The 17189-nt window shown below is 59.9% G+C and carries 12 protein-coding genes; 3 read left to right on the forward strand and 9 right to left on the reverse strand.

Annotation, left to right across the window (positions count from 1 at the left end; all coding sequences use genetic code 11):
• Positions 1-300 precede the first annotated feature (300 nt).
• From DHV10_RS22850 to DHV10_RS22860, 3 genes are all read right to left on the reverse strand, one after another.
• Complete coding sequence (locus tag DHV10_RS22850; protein WP_239461994.1) at positions 301-2787, reverse strand: sodium-translocating pyrophosphatase; 2487 nt, start codon at positions 2785-2787, stop codon at positions 301-303.
• 326 nt (positions 2788-3113) lie between these two features.
• Positions 3114-4781: an ArnT family glycosyltransferase gene (locus DHV10_RS22855; RefSeq protein ID WP_109488744.1), complete on the reverse strand. Its 1668-nt coding sequence runs from the start codon at positions 4779-4781 to the stop codon at positions 3114-3116.
• Between the two features lie 130 nt (positions 4782-4911).
• On the reverse strand, positions 4912-6018 hold the full coding sequence (locus tag DHV10_RS22860; protein WP_109488745.1) for an ABC transporter permease: 1107 nt from the start codon (positions 6016-6018) through the stop codon (positions 4912-4914).
• Between the two features lie 488 nt (positions 6019-6506).
• Between DHV10_RS22860 and DHV10_RS22865 the strand changes: the two genes are divergently transcribed.
• Entirely contained in the window at positions 6507-7004 is a 498-nt protein-coding gene (locus DHV10_RS22865) for a helix-turn-helix domain-containing protein (RefSeq protein ID WP_109488746.1), read from the forward strand.
• A gap of 301 nt (positions 7005-7305) precedes the next feature.
• A complete protein-coding gene (gene metK / locus DHV10_RS22870; RefSeq protein ID WP_109488747.1) occupies positions 7306-8475 on the forward strand; it encodes a methionine adenosyltransferase in 1170 nt (389 codons plus the stop codon).
• Between the two features lie 280 nt (positions 8476-8755).
• Here metK and DHV10_RS22875 read toward each other — a convergent pair whose 3' ends face one another.
• The gene (locus DHV10_RS22875) at positions 8756-9934 is read right to left on the reverse strand and encodes a PP2C family protein-serine/threonine phosphatase (protein ID WP_109488748.1); all 1179 of its coding nucleotides are present in this window, start codon (positions 9932-9934) and stop codon (positions 8756-8758) included.
• A gap of 198 nt (positions 9935-10132) precedes the next feature.
• Here DHV10_RS22875 and DHV10_RS22885 point away from each other — a divergent pair, with 198 nt between their 5' ends.
• Entirely contained in the window at positions 10133-10876 is a 744-nt protein-coding gene (locus DHV10_RS22885; protein ID WP_109488750.1) for a carbonic anhydrase, read from the forward strand.
• A gap of 366 nt (positions 10877-11242) precedes the next feature.
• Here the strand turns inward: DHV10_RS22885 and DHV10_RS22890 are convergent, their stop codons facing one another.
• From DHV10_RS22890 to rnc, 5 genes are all read right to left on the reverse strand, one after another.
• Positions 11243-11938, reverse strand: coding sequence for an HAD family hydrolase (locus DHV10_RS22890; protein WP_109488751.1), 696 nt, complete (start codon positions 11936-11938; stop codon positions 11243-11245).
• Between the two features lie 34 nt (positions 11939-11972).
• Positions 11973-14516, reverse strand: a complete 2544-nt coding sequence (locus DHV10_RS22895; RefSeq protein ID WP_162601812.1) for an AsmA family protein — start codon at positions 14514-14516, stop codon at positions 11973-11975.
• An 89-nt stretch (positions 14517-14605) separates the two neighbouring features.
• Positions 14606-15436, reverse strand: a complete 831-nt coding sequence (gene lepB, locus DHV10_RS22900; protein WP_109488753.1) for a signal peptidase I — start codon at positions 15434-15436, stop codon at positions 14606-14608.
• A 30-nt stretch (positions 15437-15466) separates the two neighbouring features.
• Positions 15467-16255, reverse strand: a complete 789-nt coding sequence (lepB, locus tag DHV10_RS22905) for a signal peptidase I (RefSeq protein WP_109488754.1) — start codon at positions 16253-16255, stop codon at positions 15467-15469.
• Positions 16252-17052 (reverse strand): ribonuclease III, encoded by an 801-nt coding sequence (gene rnc, locus DHV10_RS22910; protein ID WP_109488755.1) that lies wholly within the window; start codon positions 17050-17052, stop codon positions 16252-16254. The genes lepB (DHV10_RS22905) and rnc overlap by 4 nt, the downstream gene beginning before the upstream one ends.
• Positions 17053-17189 lie beyond the last annotated feature (137 nt).

Raw genomic sequence — 17189 nt, forward strand, 5'->3', positions numbered from 1 at the left:
GGTGCCTCGCATTTGGGCACCAGGGATTCCCGTTACCATCGATCCCCCCGAGGCCCCGCGCATCGCCACGTATTCAGGTGCCCATAGCCTGCCCTGAGCGAAGTCGAAGGGTCTCCCTCTTTTGGAGACATGGGATTCCACCGGATCATCAAACACCACGGCCCTGCGCATTGCACGCAGGGCCGCAGCTTACCGGTCGTCCACCAGTATCAGTGATGAGTTGTAGTCCCGGATGTCCTCAGTCAGCCGAAGCCGGTCAGGACATCCAAGCTTGTTGGCCGGCGCAACCCGCCGCTTCCCTTACTTGCCGCCTTCGATACGCATCCCGTAGAACGACTTCCGCACGAAGAACATCGAGATCAGGAAGAACACGATCGCGAGCCCGCGGGCGAGCATTGGGTTGCCGGCATTCAGTGTCACCGCCAATTCCACCGCCAGCAATCCGAACAGCGTCGTGAACTTGATCACCGGATTCATGGCCACCGATGACGTGTCCTTGAACGGATCGCCCACCGTGTCGCCCACGACCGTTGCATCGTGCAGCGGGGTGCCCTTCTGCTTCAGGTCGACTTCAACAACCTTCTTCGCGTTGTCCCACGCGCCGCCTGCGTTTGCCATGAAGATCGCTTGATACAGGCCGAAGACCGCGATCGAGATCAGGTAGCCGATGAAGAAGTACGGCTCATAGAACGCGAAAGCGAGCGTCGCAAAGAATACGCCCAGGAAGATGTTGAACATGCCCTTCTGCGCGTACTTCGTGCAGATCTCGACCACCTTCTTGCTGTCGGCAACCGACGCTGCTTCTACACCCTCCAGCTTAATGTTGGCCTTGATGAACTCGACGGCGCGGTAAGCTCCAGTCGAGACAGCCTGCGTCGAGGCGCCGGTAAACCAGTAGATCATCGCGCCGCCCGTAATCAAGCCAAGCATGAAGGGCGCGTGCAGGAGCGACAGCCTGCTCACGGCATTCACATCCTGCAGTCCGTTGGTCAGCGCCATGATGATCGAGAAGATCATCGTGGTCGCGCCCACCACCGCCGTGCCGATCAGCACCGGCTTTGCAGTTGCCTTGAACGTGTTGCCCGCGCCATCGTTCGCTTCAAGCCAATGTTTTGCAGCTTCGAAATTCACCGTAAAGCCGAAATCCTTCTTCAACTCGGCTTCAATGTTCGGAACATTCTCGATCAACGACAGTTCGTACACCGACTGCGCGTTATCCGTCACCGGGCCGTACGAGTCCACCGCAATCGTCACCGGCCCCATACCCAGGAAGCCGAACGCCACCAGGCCAAAAGCAAACACCGCCGGCACCAGCATCAATCCGCCGGGATTCGATGCGGTGATCGCCGGAATGCCCAGGCTGAAGTAGTATCCCGTTCCCATCAGCGCGACCATGCATAGTCCGAGCCAGTAGCCGGACATATTGCCGGCAACGAATCCCGACAGAATGCCCAGGGACGCTCCGCCTTCCTTCGCCGAGGTAACAACTTCCCGCACGTGCGCCGAGCTCGTCGAAGTGAATGCCTTCACCAGTTCCGGAATCAGCGCGCCGGCCAGCGTTCCGCAAGAGATAATCGAAGCCAGCTTCCACCAGATCGTGCCGTCTCCATCGATGTTCGGGATCATCAGGTACGACACGATGTAGGTCAACACGATCGAAATGATCGAAGTGATCCACACCAGCGAAGTCAGCGGCTTTTCAAAATCCATCTCGTCCGCGTTCTGATACTTCGCCTTCGCGATAATGCCGTTCAGGAAGTACGCGCCAGAGCTGGACAGAAGCATCGCCACGCGCATCACGAAGATCCACACCAGCAGTTGCACCTGGATCTTCGGATCGCGAACCGCCAGCAGGATAAACGTGATCAGCGCCACGCCCGTCACGCCGTAGGTCTCAAACCCGTCAGCGCTCGGTCCAACCGAGTCGCCCGCGTTGTCGCCCGTGCAGTCTGCAATCACACCGGGATTGCGCGCATCGTCTTCCTTGATTTTGAAGACGATCTTCATCAGGTCGGATCCGATATCGGCGATCTTGGTAAAGATGCCGCCCGCGATTCGCAGCGCCGCTGCACCGAGCGATTCGCCAATCGCGAACCCAATAAAGCACGGCCCTGCAAAATCACGAGGAATAAACAGCAAAATGGCCAGCATGATCAGCAGCTCGACCGAGATCAGCAGCATGCCGATGCTCATGCCCGCCTTCAGCGGAATGGCATAGCACGGATACGGCTTCCCGCGCAGACCCGCAAAAGCCGTGCGCGAGTTCGCAAACGTGTTCACGCGAATGCCGAACCACGCCACACCGTAGCTGCCCGCTATTCCGATAAGGCTGAAGACCAGGATCACCGGCAGCGTCACCGCGACAGGTTTCCCTGCCACCGGCGCCAGCCAGCCAAAGTACATCGCGATCACCACGGCGATAAAGGCCCACAGCAGCAGAATGAATTTGCCCTGCGTTACGAGATAAGTTTTGCAAGTCTCATAGATAAGCTCGGACATATCGCGCATCGTGCGATGCACGGGCAGGTTCTTCAGCTGAACATAAATCGCAAGCCCAAACAGAAGACCGCCCACGCAGAACAGCAGTCCGATGAGCAGAAGCGCATGTCCATTCATGCCGAGGAAGTTCACAGTCGACAGATCCGGCAGCACCAGGTTGGCTTCTCCGCCTCCTGACTGTTCCCCTTGCCCGAACGCGAAGACTGGAAGCAGCAGAACGCCCAGCACCATGGCCATGGCCTTGCTCTGCCGCTTGATAAACAGGTACACCGATTCGATAGCTGTCACATACCCTCCAAGAGAGATTTGCGATTCCAAATTGGCGGAAATTCCAAGGCAATTGAACTCTCAAGCCTCAGAAGTTTTCCTGCAAAAGTACAGGCCCGCGCGGCCCCCGGTCGAAGTCACCGGAAGGCTAACATCCGACTACAGGACTGTCGAGTGATTGCAGTCACACGCTTCTACGGCGAACGCATCATGGGGAAGCTCACACCGTCCTTTTGCGGGAATCGGAAAAACACCTGCACCTGCAGCGGGGAGGAGTCTACTCAATCCCGCATCAAGTCGTCTACTAGGCGTTCGACGGAGTGTTCAAAAAAGCAAACACGCCGGGCCTACTCGACCATGATGTCGATCTTGTCGTCGGGAAGAGGCTGCTGAAGGTTGTTGCCGTCAATCACCCTCGGCTGCGGCAGCGGATGCAGCTTGAAAAGCACCAGAACGTTGCGCTCCGGATCGTCAAAGGCCTTGAACTCCGCCACCTGCTCCAGCGAATAGTGCGTGTGCAGGTCCTCGAGTGTGCCCGGATCGATGTCGTTCCACGTCGCCCACCACCCCGGCTGATAATGCGCCAGCTTCGCCCCAAGGTCCGGAAACTGCGGCGTACGCATGCTGAAGTCGTCGCAGAGCGACTGCACGTGAGTCACCAGCGTGATCTCATCTCCACTGATCGACACCAGCAGCCGATTGCCATTCGGATGCTGGTCGATATAGTTCGTCAGCGCCCGCGCCGCGTTCACAAACGTGTACTCGGGATGCGAAGCAAAATTGATCGTCCACACGCCGTTCACCACCGATGCCGTCGCAGCCAGCGCCACAGCGCCATACCCGAACACGCGCCTGAATCCCGGCTCCTCGCTCAGCTTCCCTGCTGTCATCGCCACGATCAGAAAGCAGAACACCGCTACCAGCGCGAAGTACCGTGGCTGCGGATGATTCTGATACGTCATGAACAGGATGTATCCGCCCGCCGCCAGGACGCACGCACCAAACACTGGATCCACCACCAGTTCCGACGCCCATCCCGCCCGCCTGCGAAAAACCGCCGCAGCCACCAGCACCGCCGCCATCAGCAATCCCGACAGCGGGATCAAAATCCGATCCACCCAGATCGTCGCGTGAAACGACCACCAGAAGCTCAGCAGCGGCCAGTAGAACTCCGTCGGCTTCACATATTTGTTGATGAACAGCAGATACTTCCAATCGCCCAGATAGCCGCAGGCCGTAACCAGCGCCATCCACCCGCCAAAGGTCACTGCAAACGCAATCCCCGCACTCGCCGCGCATTGCACCGCACGTTGATGAAACCACGCCCGCAAGCTCGACCGGCTCGAATTCGCCGAAGCCTCGCCCCGGCCCCAGAACGCCGCAAACATCGCCCAGCCAATCGCCGGCAGCAGAAAAATCGCCGTCGTCTTCGTCAGCATCATCAGCGTGAACAGCACGCCGATCCCCGCCGCCACCGCGACCGGATGCCGCATCCTCGGCAGCCGCACCGACAGGTTCAGCACCGCCAGCATCAGCGTCGTCAGCATCGGCTCCAGAATCGCCAGCCGGCTAAAGCAATAGAGAAACGGACTCGTCACCAGCAGCGTCAGCGCCAGCAGGGCCACCCACTTCGGCGCGCGCGGACGAAGCAGCGCATAACAGAGAACCAGATTCGCGAAGAAGAACGCGATCGCCAGCCCCCGCGCCGCCTCTACATTCACGCCTGTAAAGAAGAACAGCACCCACTCCAGAAAAGGCCACACCGGCACCGCCGGCGCAGGATTGAAGTCCCCCGGCACATACCACTGCCCGAACAGATGGGCCCGCACCGCCGCGTTCCCGTACCAGCCCTCGTCCGTATACTTCGCCCAGTCAATATGCCACGGAGTATGGTTCGGAAAATCCGCCGCCAGGTTCATCGCATGCAGAACCGCGAATCCCCCAATCACCACCACCCACACGGCGTACATCCACCGCGTTGCAGATCTGCTGGATTCTTTCGCGACGTTCGGCAAGGACACTTTCTCCGCTGCGCGTGGCGCAGATGACCTCACTCTGTTTGTTGCCGGGAATTACACAAAGTATATCCGGCTCGCATCAGCAAACCCGGCGGCCATAACGCTACTCCAGACCACCGGCCGGCCCCTATTCGTAAGCCAGCGCCTCGATCGGATCCTTCCGTGAGGCCATCCACGCCGGATAAACAGCTCCGATCAACGCCCCCGCAAACGCAATCACAGCGCCCTGCGCGAGCCACCGTCCCGTGATCTCAAAGTGCATGGTCGTCGAGTGCAGCAGGATGGTGCGAATCAGGTACGTGCCTCCAATCCCCAGCCCTACGCCCGCCACCGCCATCACCGCCGTCTCACGCAACACCACGCCCACAATCTGCAGCTTCGATGACCCAAGCGACTTCAGTATCCCGATCTCCCTCGTTCGCTCCAGCACTGCCGTATACATTGACTGGAAGATCACCAGGAATCCAACAATCACCGCAATCACCGTGATCACATCCAGCGCCAGGTTGAATCCGGGCAGCTTCTCCGGCGTCATCATCGAGAGCCACTCCCGCATCGTCCACACCGGATAATTCGCAAGCCCCGGCGACTTGTGGATCTCATCGATCACTGTCTGTTCGTTCGCCGAATCGTCGCACTTGATAAAGAAGACAGATGCCTTCCCCGAACTCCCCGTCAGATCTCCCATCGTGTCCAGCGGCAACAGCTTTCGCCCGCCTTTGCCCGCCTCCACAATGCCCGAGATCCGAAAATCATGATTGAAGATCTCGATCTTGTCGCCGACGTGATACCCGCCGCCCTTTTTGCTGCGCGCAAACACATCGTCGACGATCACGTCGTAAGGCCCCTCGAACTTCCCGCCTTCCACAAACTGAAACGGACGCAGTTTGTCGAAGCTCTCGAAGTCGATTCCGTAGATGTTCTCCACGGAGCTGCCCATCGAAAATTGAATATTTACCGGCGAGACAACCGCGACATGAGCCAGGCCCCGCAGATAGTCCGCGGTCTTCAGCGACATGCTCGCGCCGCCCATCCCGTTGATCGCCGCTGCATTCGACGGCCGCATCATCAGGTCTGCTCCAATGCCGTTCGTCCGCTGCTTGTTGTCGTTCAGCATCCCCATAAAGATGCCCACGATCGACAGAATCATGATCACTTCAATCGCGACAGCCGTGATGCTGATCAGCGACCGCACCGGCCTCTGCAAAATATTGGCAATGACAAGCTTGTTCATCGGATCTCTCGGAACACTCCAGCGAGCATCGGCCCTCAGATCAAGCCTACCAGCCCTGTTCCAGTGCACTCGACCTCCCGGCTTGCTGGAAAACTGAGCCTTGAGCAGCTTTGTACCAGGGCACGACTTCACTGCTTACTTGAAATCCAAGACAGCGTCGTTCTGAAAGAGCGAAACTTCAGTCGCAACAGCTCATCGCCGAAGCAAGAAGCGTCAGTGCACGACTTTAGTCGTGCCGAACGCCGCAACCGAAACCTTTGGGCTTCAGCCCCTGCACCCCTTTCCACGATTAACCTCGGCCAATTCAGCCATTAGAAGCCCCGCACCGACCCGAAGCCTTTTTTGCACAGTTTCGAGTGACGCACAGCACTTCTGCTCCCCCTAGCTCGGTGATAACTAAGGGTGATATTCTTGGTTCATAGCTGAAATGTCCTTCGTAACTTGCCTGCGTATAAGCTCCGGGCTATGATTGCGAAACTGGTTACCAAATGAGTACTTTTGGGCAAGAGCTTCGATCGCAGCGTATCTCCCGCGGTATCGCGCTCGAGCAGATCACTGCCGTGACCAAGATCAGCCAGCGCCACCTCGTCGCGCTCGAGCAGGATCGCTACCAGCAGCTTCCCGGCGGCATCCTCAGCAAAGGCATCGTCCGCGGCTACGTCAGCGCCCTCGGCCTCGACACCCGCGACTGGACCGACCGCTTCCTCAAAGCCACACACCAGATCGGCCTCACCGTCGATACCCCCGACAACGGCTGGGCCACCTTCGCCTCCAACGTAGGCAAAGAGCGCATTCAGCGCCGCGAGGCCATGGAAATCCGCCTCCGCTGGATCGGCGCCGCCGTCCTCGTCGCCATCGTCGCCGTCGCCGGCTACCTCACCGTCCGCTACGTAGGCGTCCGCGCCGGCTGGTGGAGCTCCGTCGTCCCCGTCCCCGCCAAAGCCGAAGCCGTCGTATCCCACCTCGCCTCCTGGCTGAAACACTAATCGATCGCCGACCCTCGGCAATCCAAGCAGCCTCGGCCCAGGGGTTCCGCCCCGTTCTCTAATCCCTTTCCCCTGTCCCCTCGCCTCTCCCATTGACCCGCCGCATTGCTCCTCTGGGTGCGCATGAATCGCCATTCCCTGCCATTCTTTGCCCCCGCAGCCTTGCCGCAGTTACCATAGACAATGTGTAGGTGCGACCTCGGTCCGCCGATGCGCCTTGTCTTCCGCTGCAACTGCCCTCACAAGCCGATTCGCGGCAGGCAATCTACCTTAAGCCCTTCAAAAGGGGAGGAATGCGAAGTTGAGCGATCGTTTTTTGTTTACCTCTGAGTCGGTGACAGAAGGTCATCCCGACAAGATTGCAGATCAGGTCTCCGATGCCATCTTGGACGCCTGCCTCGAACAGGACCCCTACAGCCGCGTTGCCGCCGAGACCCTGACCGCAACCGGCCTGGTCGTCATTGCCGGCGAAATCACCACCAAGGCCTACGTCGATTTCCAGAGCCTCGTCCGCGGCGTCGTCGCCTCCATCGGCTACGACAATGCCCTCTACGGCTTTGACTCCAACACCTGCGCCGTGATCTCCACCATCAACAAGCAGTCGGGTGACATCGCTCAGGGCGTGGACACCGGCGGCGCCGGCGACCAGGGCATGATGTTCGGCTTCGCCACGAACGAGACCCCGGAGCTGATGCCCGCGGCCATCTCACTGGCCCACAAGCTCACCCGCCAGCTCAGCATCGTCCGCAAAAACGGCAAGCTCCCCTACCTCCGCCCCGACGGCAAGAGCCAGGTCACCGTGGAGTACGACGAGAACGGCAAGCCAGCCCGCATCGACGCAGTCGTCATCTCCAGCCAGCACTCCGAGACGATCTCCAACGACGAGCTCCACTCCGACGTTCTCAAGCACGTCATCCAGGCTGTCCTTCCCGCCAAGCTCCTCGACGAGCACACCAAGTACCACATCAATCCAACCGGCCGCTTCGTCATCGGCGGTCCTATGGGCGACACCGGCCTCACTGGCCGCAAGATCATCGTCGACACCTACGGCGGCGCGGGTCGTCACGGCGGCGGCGCCTTCTCGGGCAAGGACCCGACAAAGGTCGATCGCTCGGCCGCGTACATGGCCCGTTACATCGCGAAGAACATCGTCGCTGCCGGCCTCGCCGACAAGGCTGAGGTTCAGCTCGCCTACGCCATCGGCGTTGCCGAGCCTGTCAGCGTTCTGGTCGACACCTTCGGCACCGGAAAGATCAGCCAGGCAAAGCTCACCGAGCTCGTGCGAAAGAACTTCTCGCTCACGCCCAAGGCCATCATCGAGAGCCTCAACCTCCGCCGCCCCATCTACAAGCAGACGGCGGCCTACGGTCACTTCGGCCGAACCGAGCCGGAGTTCACCTGGGAAGCCACGGACAAGGCCGCAAAGCTCTCCGAACAGTCCGGCGTCGCCGCAACCGCAAACGCCCGCTAACCTCGCTTCAGCAAGCTCGAAAAAGGACTCCGCAAGGAGTCCTTTTTTCGTTCCGGAGCATGACTTCAAGGCACGACTTCACAGCTTGCTGCAAAAGTCCGAAACTGCTGGGTTTTGAAAGGGCACAGATTTATCTGTGCCGACAACGGGTGCAAATAGAGCGCGCCTTTAGCCGCTGCGGGACGGTTTCGATCAGTCCTGGCAAGACCGGCGCAGCAACCTGTTCAGTCGTGCCACCCCAGCTCGAGAAAACCGCGGGCTTCAGCCCCTTTTTCGTCCCCTACGCCGACGCCGGCCTGACCGCATTCGTCACGCTCATCATTGGCCCCTCCACATTCGCCAGCCGCTTGATCGTCACCACCGTGATGTCATCCGCCTGACCGAACTGGACCGCCTTTTCAACGATCGCGTCCGCCACCTCCCCTGAAATCGCGCGCGCGCGATCAAACCCGAACAGCTCACCGGTCTTGCTCTGCGCCTCCACAACACCATCGGAGTAGAACGTCAGCCGCCCCCCGGGCGTCAGCTCAAAACGAACCGCGCTGTAGTCGCCGCCTTCTGCAATTCCAAGCGGCAGCGCTCCCGGAAGCTCGATCTCCCGGCCGTCCAGGTAGGGCGACAGGTGCCCCGCATTCGCAATCGTCACCACCCCGCTCGCCGAAACATGAGCGGCAAGCGCAGTCGAGATACCAGACGTCCGCCCAACGAGCCGATCGTGCAGTTTCTTGAGAACAATCGCCGGATCCCTCGTTTCAAGAGCCACACTCCGGATCACGCCAACCAGCATCGACACATGCATCGCCGCCGCCAGCCCTTTGCCCGCGACATCGCCGAGCACCAGCAGGAATCCATCGCTCCCATCCGGCAGGATCTGAAAGAAGTCGCCGCCCAGTTGCAGAGCGGGCCGGTATACAAAGTCAACCAGGTAGCCCGGAAACGTCTCCGCTTCCTCCGGCAGCATCAGCCTCTGCACCTCGCGAGCAGCCGCCATCTCAGCTTCAAGCTGCGCTTTCTCAGCCTGCGCCTGGATATGCCGCCGCGTCTCGCGGACGAAGACATGCACGAAGCCCGCATAACCGAGCGACACAGTAACGATCATCGCAATGCCGTCGAAAATCAGCCGCTTCTGCAGCCTGCTCGTCTGAGCCGCGTCAAGCTGCGGAGTTGCCTTCGCGTCCGGGAACGCGTGGGCGATGTAACCCATCAGGAGGACCTGAAACCCAAACAGCGGCACGAACAGGAAGAAGAACTTCTTGCGCAGCGAGATTCCGCCCGCCGCATAGGAAACAGCGAACACCCCTGAGAGAACCAGCGAAATCCCAAGCTTGATCACCGGCTGCCGGCCTACGGCCATGATGTCGTTCGCCAGCGCCATCACGCCGAAAGTAAAGAAGACGGCGAGAAGGAAGATGATGACCGATTTTCGCGGCGCTCTGCGCAGGGGATTCGTCGATTCCATCTCGCTGAAGCGTCCTCTCGGGATCACTCGAACTGCTGAATCACCGGCCCGCAGCCTGGGCCGGGGTTTTCCGTTCAAGTCTACCCTGCCGCATCTCGAGCCGTTCCGGGATTTTGTTTCCGATCGCGGAGAAATCGGAGGCGGCGAGGTACTTTAAAATCTTTCTGTTGTCTAAACAGCTAGCAGGAGATCTGATTCATGCGCCTTTGTGCATCCTTGATCGTGTTTGTCCTGGGAAGCGCCTGCGCCGCCGCGCAGTCGGGCGCCAAGTGGGATTACGCCGGCAAAACCGGCCCTCTCGCCTGGGGAAAGCTCGATCCCGCTTACCAGGCCTGCTCCAAGGGCCGCGATCAGTCGCCCATCGACATCCACGGCGCGCACTTAAACAAGAAGCTGCAGCCCATCGAATTTCATTACATCGGTGCATCCCTGGACCTCGAGAATACCGGCAACCTGATCGTTGCGCATGTCAGGCCCGGCAGCTACATCGTTGCCGATGGCGTTCGCTACGACCTGCAGCAATTCGAATTTCACCATCCCAGCGAAACAGCAGTGAATGGCAAGCTCACCGACATGGACGTCGAGCTGCTCCACAAGAGTTCTGATGGAAAGATGGCGGTCATCGAAGTTCGCATGGCGCTCGACCGCGGCGCACCCAACGCGGTGCTTGCCATGCTCTGGCCTCACCTGCCCAAGGCCGGAGCCAAAGAGAACGTCACCGACATGGTCAACCCTCGCGGATTTCTTCCCGCCGATCAGGGCTACTGGACCTACGCAGGTTCCCTGACCACTCCGCCCTGCACCGAAGGCGTGCGCTGGTTCGTGCTCGAAAACGAAATCAGCGTGAGCCTCGACCAGATCCGCGCCTACACCTACCTGTTCCGCCTGAACTCCCGTCCCCTGCAAGACACCCACGGCCGCCGCATCGAAGCCAACGAATAGAAGACAGTGGTTGGCATCTGAAGCCCTTCGTCACCTCGCCACCTGTATCCACCATCACCATTTCCCTTGCAGTCTATTTCCATGCAAAAGCGCATAATCGGATCAAAGCTCGCACTGCATCGCACACGAGCTCGACATGGAAGGGAGAAACAGGCGCGCCTCCGGGGACCTCAGGAACCGCAATATCCTCTAAGTACCGCCGCAAGATACACTTACAGCTAAACTCAATCGCTGGACACACTTGCAGACGCCGCCCTACTGCAAACCAAAGAAACGAGGGGACTTGCTCACAAGGTATATGGGGAGGGGGGCGGGGGCCCTCAGACGCTGATCACTGTTCACCGATCACCGACCACTGTTCACAGATCACTGATCACTGGCTAGCGGCGTGAACACGAGCTCCATCCCCTGTTCTCCCGCCAAAGTCCTCACCCGCACTCCGGTCACATCCTCGATCAGGTAGTGTGCCGCCGCAAGCGACTCCACCTCGTGCGAGAACGTCGTCGCAATCACTGTGCAGCCCGCAGCGCGTCCTGCCAGCGTGCCCGACTCCGCATCCTCGAACACGATGCACTCTTCCGGTGGAATTCCGAGCAGCGCAGCTCCTGCGACATAGGGCGCGGGATCGGGTTTCCCCTGCTCCACATCGTCTGCCGTAATCAGCCGCGCGGGAACCGGAAGTCCAGCCTGTGCCATCCGCTGTCGAGCCAGCCTCTCCGTCGCGCTCGTCACGACCGTCCAGCGATCGGCAGGCAAAGCTGCAAGCAGATCCAGCACACCCGGAAGAACCGCGAGCCCCTCGCCATCAGCGAGTTCGATGTCCTCAATCAGCTTTAATTCATCTCGACTGTCCAGGTCTGGTCGCAGCATTGCAGCTGTCTCGATCGCTCGCCGCCCATGCGCCACTCTGAGTGCAAACTCCGGATCCACTCCGCGCATCTCTGCCCACTTCGTCCAGCTGCGCTCCACCGAGCCGATCGACGAGATCAGAATGCCGTCCATGTCGAACAGCACGCCTTTGCAGCGGATCTCGACAGGGGAAGGAACGGACTTGGGTGCCATGCCCTGATTGTAATGAGTTGCCAGAAGCCGCCGACTACTTCTTCGGCGTGGCCGTCTTCGGCGTGCCAAAGTTGACGCGCGGCGGATCGCCGAATCGCACAGTCGTCTTCACCGTCGAACTGCGCGCTCCCGTCTTCACGCTGTTCTCGCCAAGCGTGACGCCGTTGTTTCCAATCTCCGCGTCTGCCGCCCAGTCATCGAAACGCGTGAGGCTCGGAGGAACCGGCTCCTCTTCTTCGGAACTGCGACCGGCCACGCCGCCCTTCTTCCAATCGAAGTGCAGCGTGCCCTTCGCCGAAGATCCAAGATCGGTGTCCGTGAATCCCGCGAGCTGCACCTTGCCGCTGGCATCGATCGGACGGCCCGTGCACTTGAGCTCGAACACCTTGCAGAGTTCAGCAGGCTCGATTTCCTCCGCCTGCCCATCAAGCGAATACACCGGCTTGTCCGCATTCTCGACCTTTCCGGTGAGATGGATTTCGCCGCCCAGCAATTCAGCGCTGAGCGTCGTCAATTCGGCGTCGGCAGGCGTGACTTTCACCTCGGCGACGGCATTGTCCAGCGTCACAGGTCCGAGTGTGAGCGACTCCGCTTTCACCGTTCCCTCAAATGCGGGCCACTTGCGATCGGAAGACGAAGAGGTGATTCGGGAGATTACCGACGAAAGCAGCGTGCCTTTCTTTGGAGCGCCGAGCAGAGTCGATTGCAGCTCCGCCGCATCGACCGCCGTCAAGGCCAGAGTCACCTTTGGAGTGCACGGCACGTCGGCGTCGCACACCGGGATCACCACGCGAGCGGTACCCTTCAGAGGCCCGTATTCGAACGAGACTGGATCCCATGTTTTCGCTCCGCCACTGAGATGGAGAACGGCTTGCGGAATCTGCACCGCGGTTGCAAGAGAGTCGGTCTTCCAGTTCGCATTGTGCAGCGTCACCGTGCCGTTCAGGCGATCTGGAATGATCTGGGCTGGAATAGCAGCGCCACCCAAAACCGGTACCGCACTCACACCGGCGCTCGCCGCAAGCAGTATCTCTGGAGCCGGCAGCCACGGCCCTCCAATGGAGAGATCGAGAGCTATCGGATCCCCGGCAATCGCGTCCAGCGCGCCTGCTTCCTTCAGGCCGGCAGCCTCCGCAATCTGTCGGAGCCGCGACGGTGTCCCGGCGCCTTTCACCCCGACCTGATACCCGCTTTGCGTCAACCTGACAGAGACAGCAAGCGGCGTTGGCGCACCGGCAGGGATCGTCGACGATCCCGCAAGGTACTCGCTCTGTCCGTCGTCCGCCAGCGCAGGCTCGAGTGAAGCCTTCTGGATCGCGATCGGTTGGCTCAGGCTTCCACCGCTCAGGCGCAGCGAATCGATAACAATGCTGCCCGTCAAAGGCCCAGTTGCGATTGCAGTCGGTATCGCAACGCTCCTGACTCGACGCGATCGGCTCTGCGGCACGGCCACCGGATTCGGAGCCGAGGGCACAACGCCATCGTAGTCAAGCCGTCCGCTCAGCGTTCCAGCGGCTTCCAGCCCAGCGCCAAGTTCGTTACGCACCGTTCTGAGACCATCCAGAATCGCCTGCGCAGGTATCTTGTCGAGTTGGACAGAAAGCTTTGGCTGGCCGTTACTGGGCAGGTTGCCTTCGATCAAGAGCTTTCCATTGCCCAGAGGCGAATTGCACGCAAGCTTCTCGATAGCACGTGCTGAGTGCCGATAAACCAGGTTGCAGTTCGCATCAAAGTCCAGCGGCTCGGCCGGCGCAAACTCGGCTCTATGTACACCTGCAGCGCGCAGCCGCGTCGCCACCTGTGCCGATTCCGCCGTACCATCAAGCTTCATTTCGGCGGTGAGATCGCCGCGCCATCCTGGATCGCTTCCAATGAGCAGACGGCTGAGCTGCCCAAGCTGCGCCTGCCGCCATTCCATCTCAACATGTACAGGCATCAGCCTCAGTTCCGGCGCGCGCCGCATACTGGCTTCGAGTTGCACGATGCCGGTGTCACCCAGTTCCAGGCTCACATCCGTGCGCGCCGGCTGTCCCTTCAAGCGAACCCGCCATTCGCCGGGAACGTCTTCCCAGAAGGACATGTCCGCGCCTAGCAAGGAATACGGAAGTTTCTCGATCCCCTTCTTGATGTTGATGCGCGAGTTTGTTGCCTCCAGATATGGCAGAGGCTGCGGGTGCGACTTCAACTTGCCCGCCTCAGTCTGCGCCGCATTCCGGAAGAGGCCGTCCATATTCCAGCGGCCGTCGTCAGTGCGTACCAGGTTCAGGCTTGCCTCATCGACGCTGATGCGGCTGATCTCCAGCCTTCCGCGCCAGAGCGAGAACAGGCGTATAGCCGCCTTTACCTCGTTTGCGTGAAGCACCGGTTCCGCCCCGAAAGCAGGATCTTCCTGCACCGTCAGATCCGTGATCACGAACCCAGGTCGCGGCAATATGCGTAACTCTACTCCTGATAGATGTACCGGCCTCCCGAGCGACGCCGATACCGCGCTTGCGATACGAGACTTGTATCCGTTGATGCTGAACAGCGGCGGAAGAACAACGATGGCGACAAGGATGGTCAATGCCAGAGCCGGCATCCACAGCCTTGACCGCCTTTGCTGCCGGCCTTGCGCCTCTTCCGTCATGGTGTTCGTTCTGATCTGAAGCTCCCCTGCCGCTCTCGAATCTACCGAGTCACGTGCAGCGTGCGCTTCCAGCGCGTGTCAGTGAAGAAGTGAAGCGCTACGTGCGCGATCCACGCGATATTATTGCCGATCCCGGTTTCATCTTGCTGATGCTCGGGCGTCACAAACGACCAGTAGTTGAAAAGTGGCCTGCCCATGATGTTCTCCCGGGGCACAAAGCCCCAATAGCGAGAGTCGAGGCTGTCGTGACGGTTATCCCCCATCATGAAGTACTTGCCCGGCGGCACCACCAGGTCGCCGTCAACAACATGGCTCGAAAACTCGTTCGCCCACGCATCCGGAATACCGGTATTCGGATCGCCGTTGCCTTCAGGCGGGATCGATGGGAACTCGTCGTTGAACGGCGTGTAGTTCGCCGGTGTGGTGGGCTGGGCATGCGGCTGATGCTGCTCCTGCCCGTTGATGTAGACAATCCCGTTGTGCAGATGAATGTGATCGCCAGGCACTCCGATCAGGCGCTTCACCAGATACATAATCGTCGGCTTACCATCACCGTCGATCGTCCCTGGCTTGATGAAGACAACGATATCGTTGCGCCTTGGCTCCCGGTAATGGACAAGGGGCATCCACTTCGTGGGTGGCGAAAGGGTAATCCGATCGACAACGAGATGATCGCCGACCAGAAGCGTGTTCTCCATCGAGCCGGAGGGAATAACAAAGTTCTGCGCCAGAAGAGTAAGGATGAACAGCCCCACTACAAGCACCGAGCAGATACTGGCCGCCGCTTCGAACGGAGTTTCTTCCTGCTTCTCACCTTGAACCGGCTCAATTTCTGGTTGTGCATTGGCTGGCGGCGTATTCTTTGTGCTCATCCTGTCGCTCTATCGGTAGGTGTTCGGCCGCTAATGCACAACGCGGAAGATGCGCTTCCAGCGCGCAAAAGCCGCAAGGCGTGCCGTAAGTTCCCTGTCGTGTCCGAGTCTATCATCCGTGGCCTGTTGCACATCCGTTGTCGATGGGCGCCGAAGTGAGAAGTAGATCACGAGCGGACGGGCGATAATCTCTGAGCGCGGAACGAATCCCCAGAACCGCGAATCCTTGCTGTGATTGCGGTTGTCACCAAGCATGAAGTACTCGCCGGCTGGCACCACAAGTTCGCCATTTCTGGTCAAAGCCTGCAGTTCACGCCACCAGGCCGGATCCACATTCGGATCGGTATAGATGCTGGTTGGAAAGTTTTCACCGAATTGGTTCGGAGCCACCGGTTCGAATGCTACATACGGCTCGCTCAATTGCGTTCCGTTCACCGTCACCCGCCCAGCATCGATACGAATGTGATCCCCCGGTACCCCGACCACACGCTTCACGAGGTAAGGTGGATCGGGGTGATGAAACACCACAATGTCGCCGCGGCGTACGTCGCGATACGGCATGACCAGATGGGCGATGCTGTGCGCTCCACCCGATGGCGCAAAGATCTGCTTGTTCACAAGCAGGAAATCCCCGACCAGCAGCGTGTGTTCCATGCTCTCGGAAGGAATCAGAAATGGCTGAAGCACAAATGTAAGCAGAAACAGCGCGACCACGACCGTGCGCATCAGTGAAGCCAGCGCCTCGGGAACTGTCGGCAGGTGCTCCCACACGTGCGACCTGTGCGTAGGAGGCGCTGGAGTCTGAGTTGGAGCACTCATTCCGTCCCTTCCTCCCCTGCATCTGCGTCTTCGTCGGCGGTGGCTGCTGCCGAACCCGTCAGTCTCGCCAGCGCTTTACGCGCCGCGTCCTGCTCCGCATGCTTCTTGGTCGTGCCGGTTCCACGCGCAAGCGGTTTGCCGGGCTCTCCCTCCGCAGGCTTCAGCCTCACCTCGACCAGGAAGCGCTTGCGATGGTCCGGACCGCTTTCGCTCTTCACGCGATACACCGGAGCGCCGGCGCGTTCAGCCTGCAGTCTCTCCTGCAACGCCGATTTGTAATTGCCCAAGGCCGCGCCGGATCGCAGCTGTTCAGCCAGCTTCTCTACAGCATCTCCGATGATGTATCGACGGGCAAAAGCGCGGACCGTCTCGAGGCCCCCATCGAGAAACAGCGCTCCGATCACCGCTTCCATCGTGTTGGATAGTACTGTGCTCTTCCGACGCAGCCCACTGCGATCTTCCCCGCGGCTCAGCCGCAGGTACTCGCCCAGCGAGAGCGCCTCCGCTACGCGTGCCATGTGCTGCCGACTTACCAGCTGCGCGCGCGCGCGCGTCAGTTCACCTTCCTGCCACTCGGGATGGCTCAGAAAAAGCGCCTCTCCGACGACTAGCCCCAGGACGGCATCCCCCAGAAACTCCAGCCTTTCATTGTCGCTCGCGAGCCTGCGCGAATCGTCCGGTCCAGACTGCAGCTGCTGGTTTACCAGGGAACGATGCGTAAGGGCGCAGATCAGCAACTCGGGCTTCGCAAATTCGTGCCCAAGCGCAGACTCCAATTCCGCCAATACTGCTTCCACATACCCTCTGCAGCACAAATGCCCGAGCTGATCCAGCGCCGTGGCCTTGTAGGCAGCGCTGCAGCTCAGTCTCTACCCGATTATTCCTTAGACGTGGTGTGCATTCCAAGCGGAGCATCCCACTGCTCCGGCAGAGG

The sequence above is a fragment of the Occallatibacter savannae genome, from assembly GCF_003131205.1.
Classification (GTDB): Bacteria; Acidobacteriota; Terriglobia; order Terriglobales; family Acidobacteriaceae; genus Telmatobacter; species Telmatobacter savannae.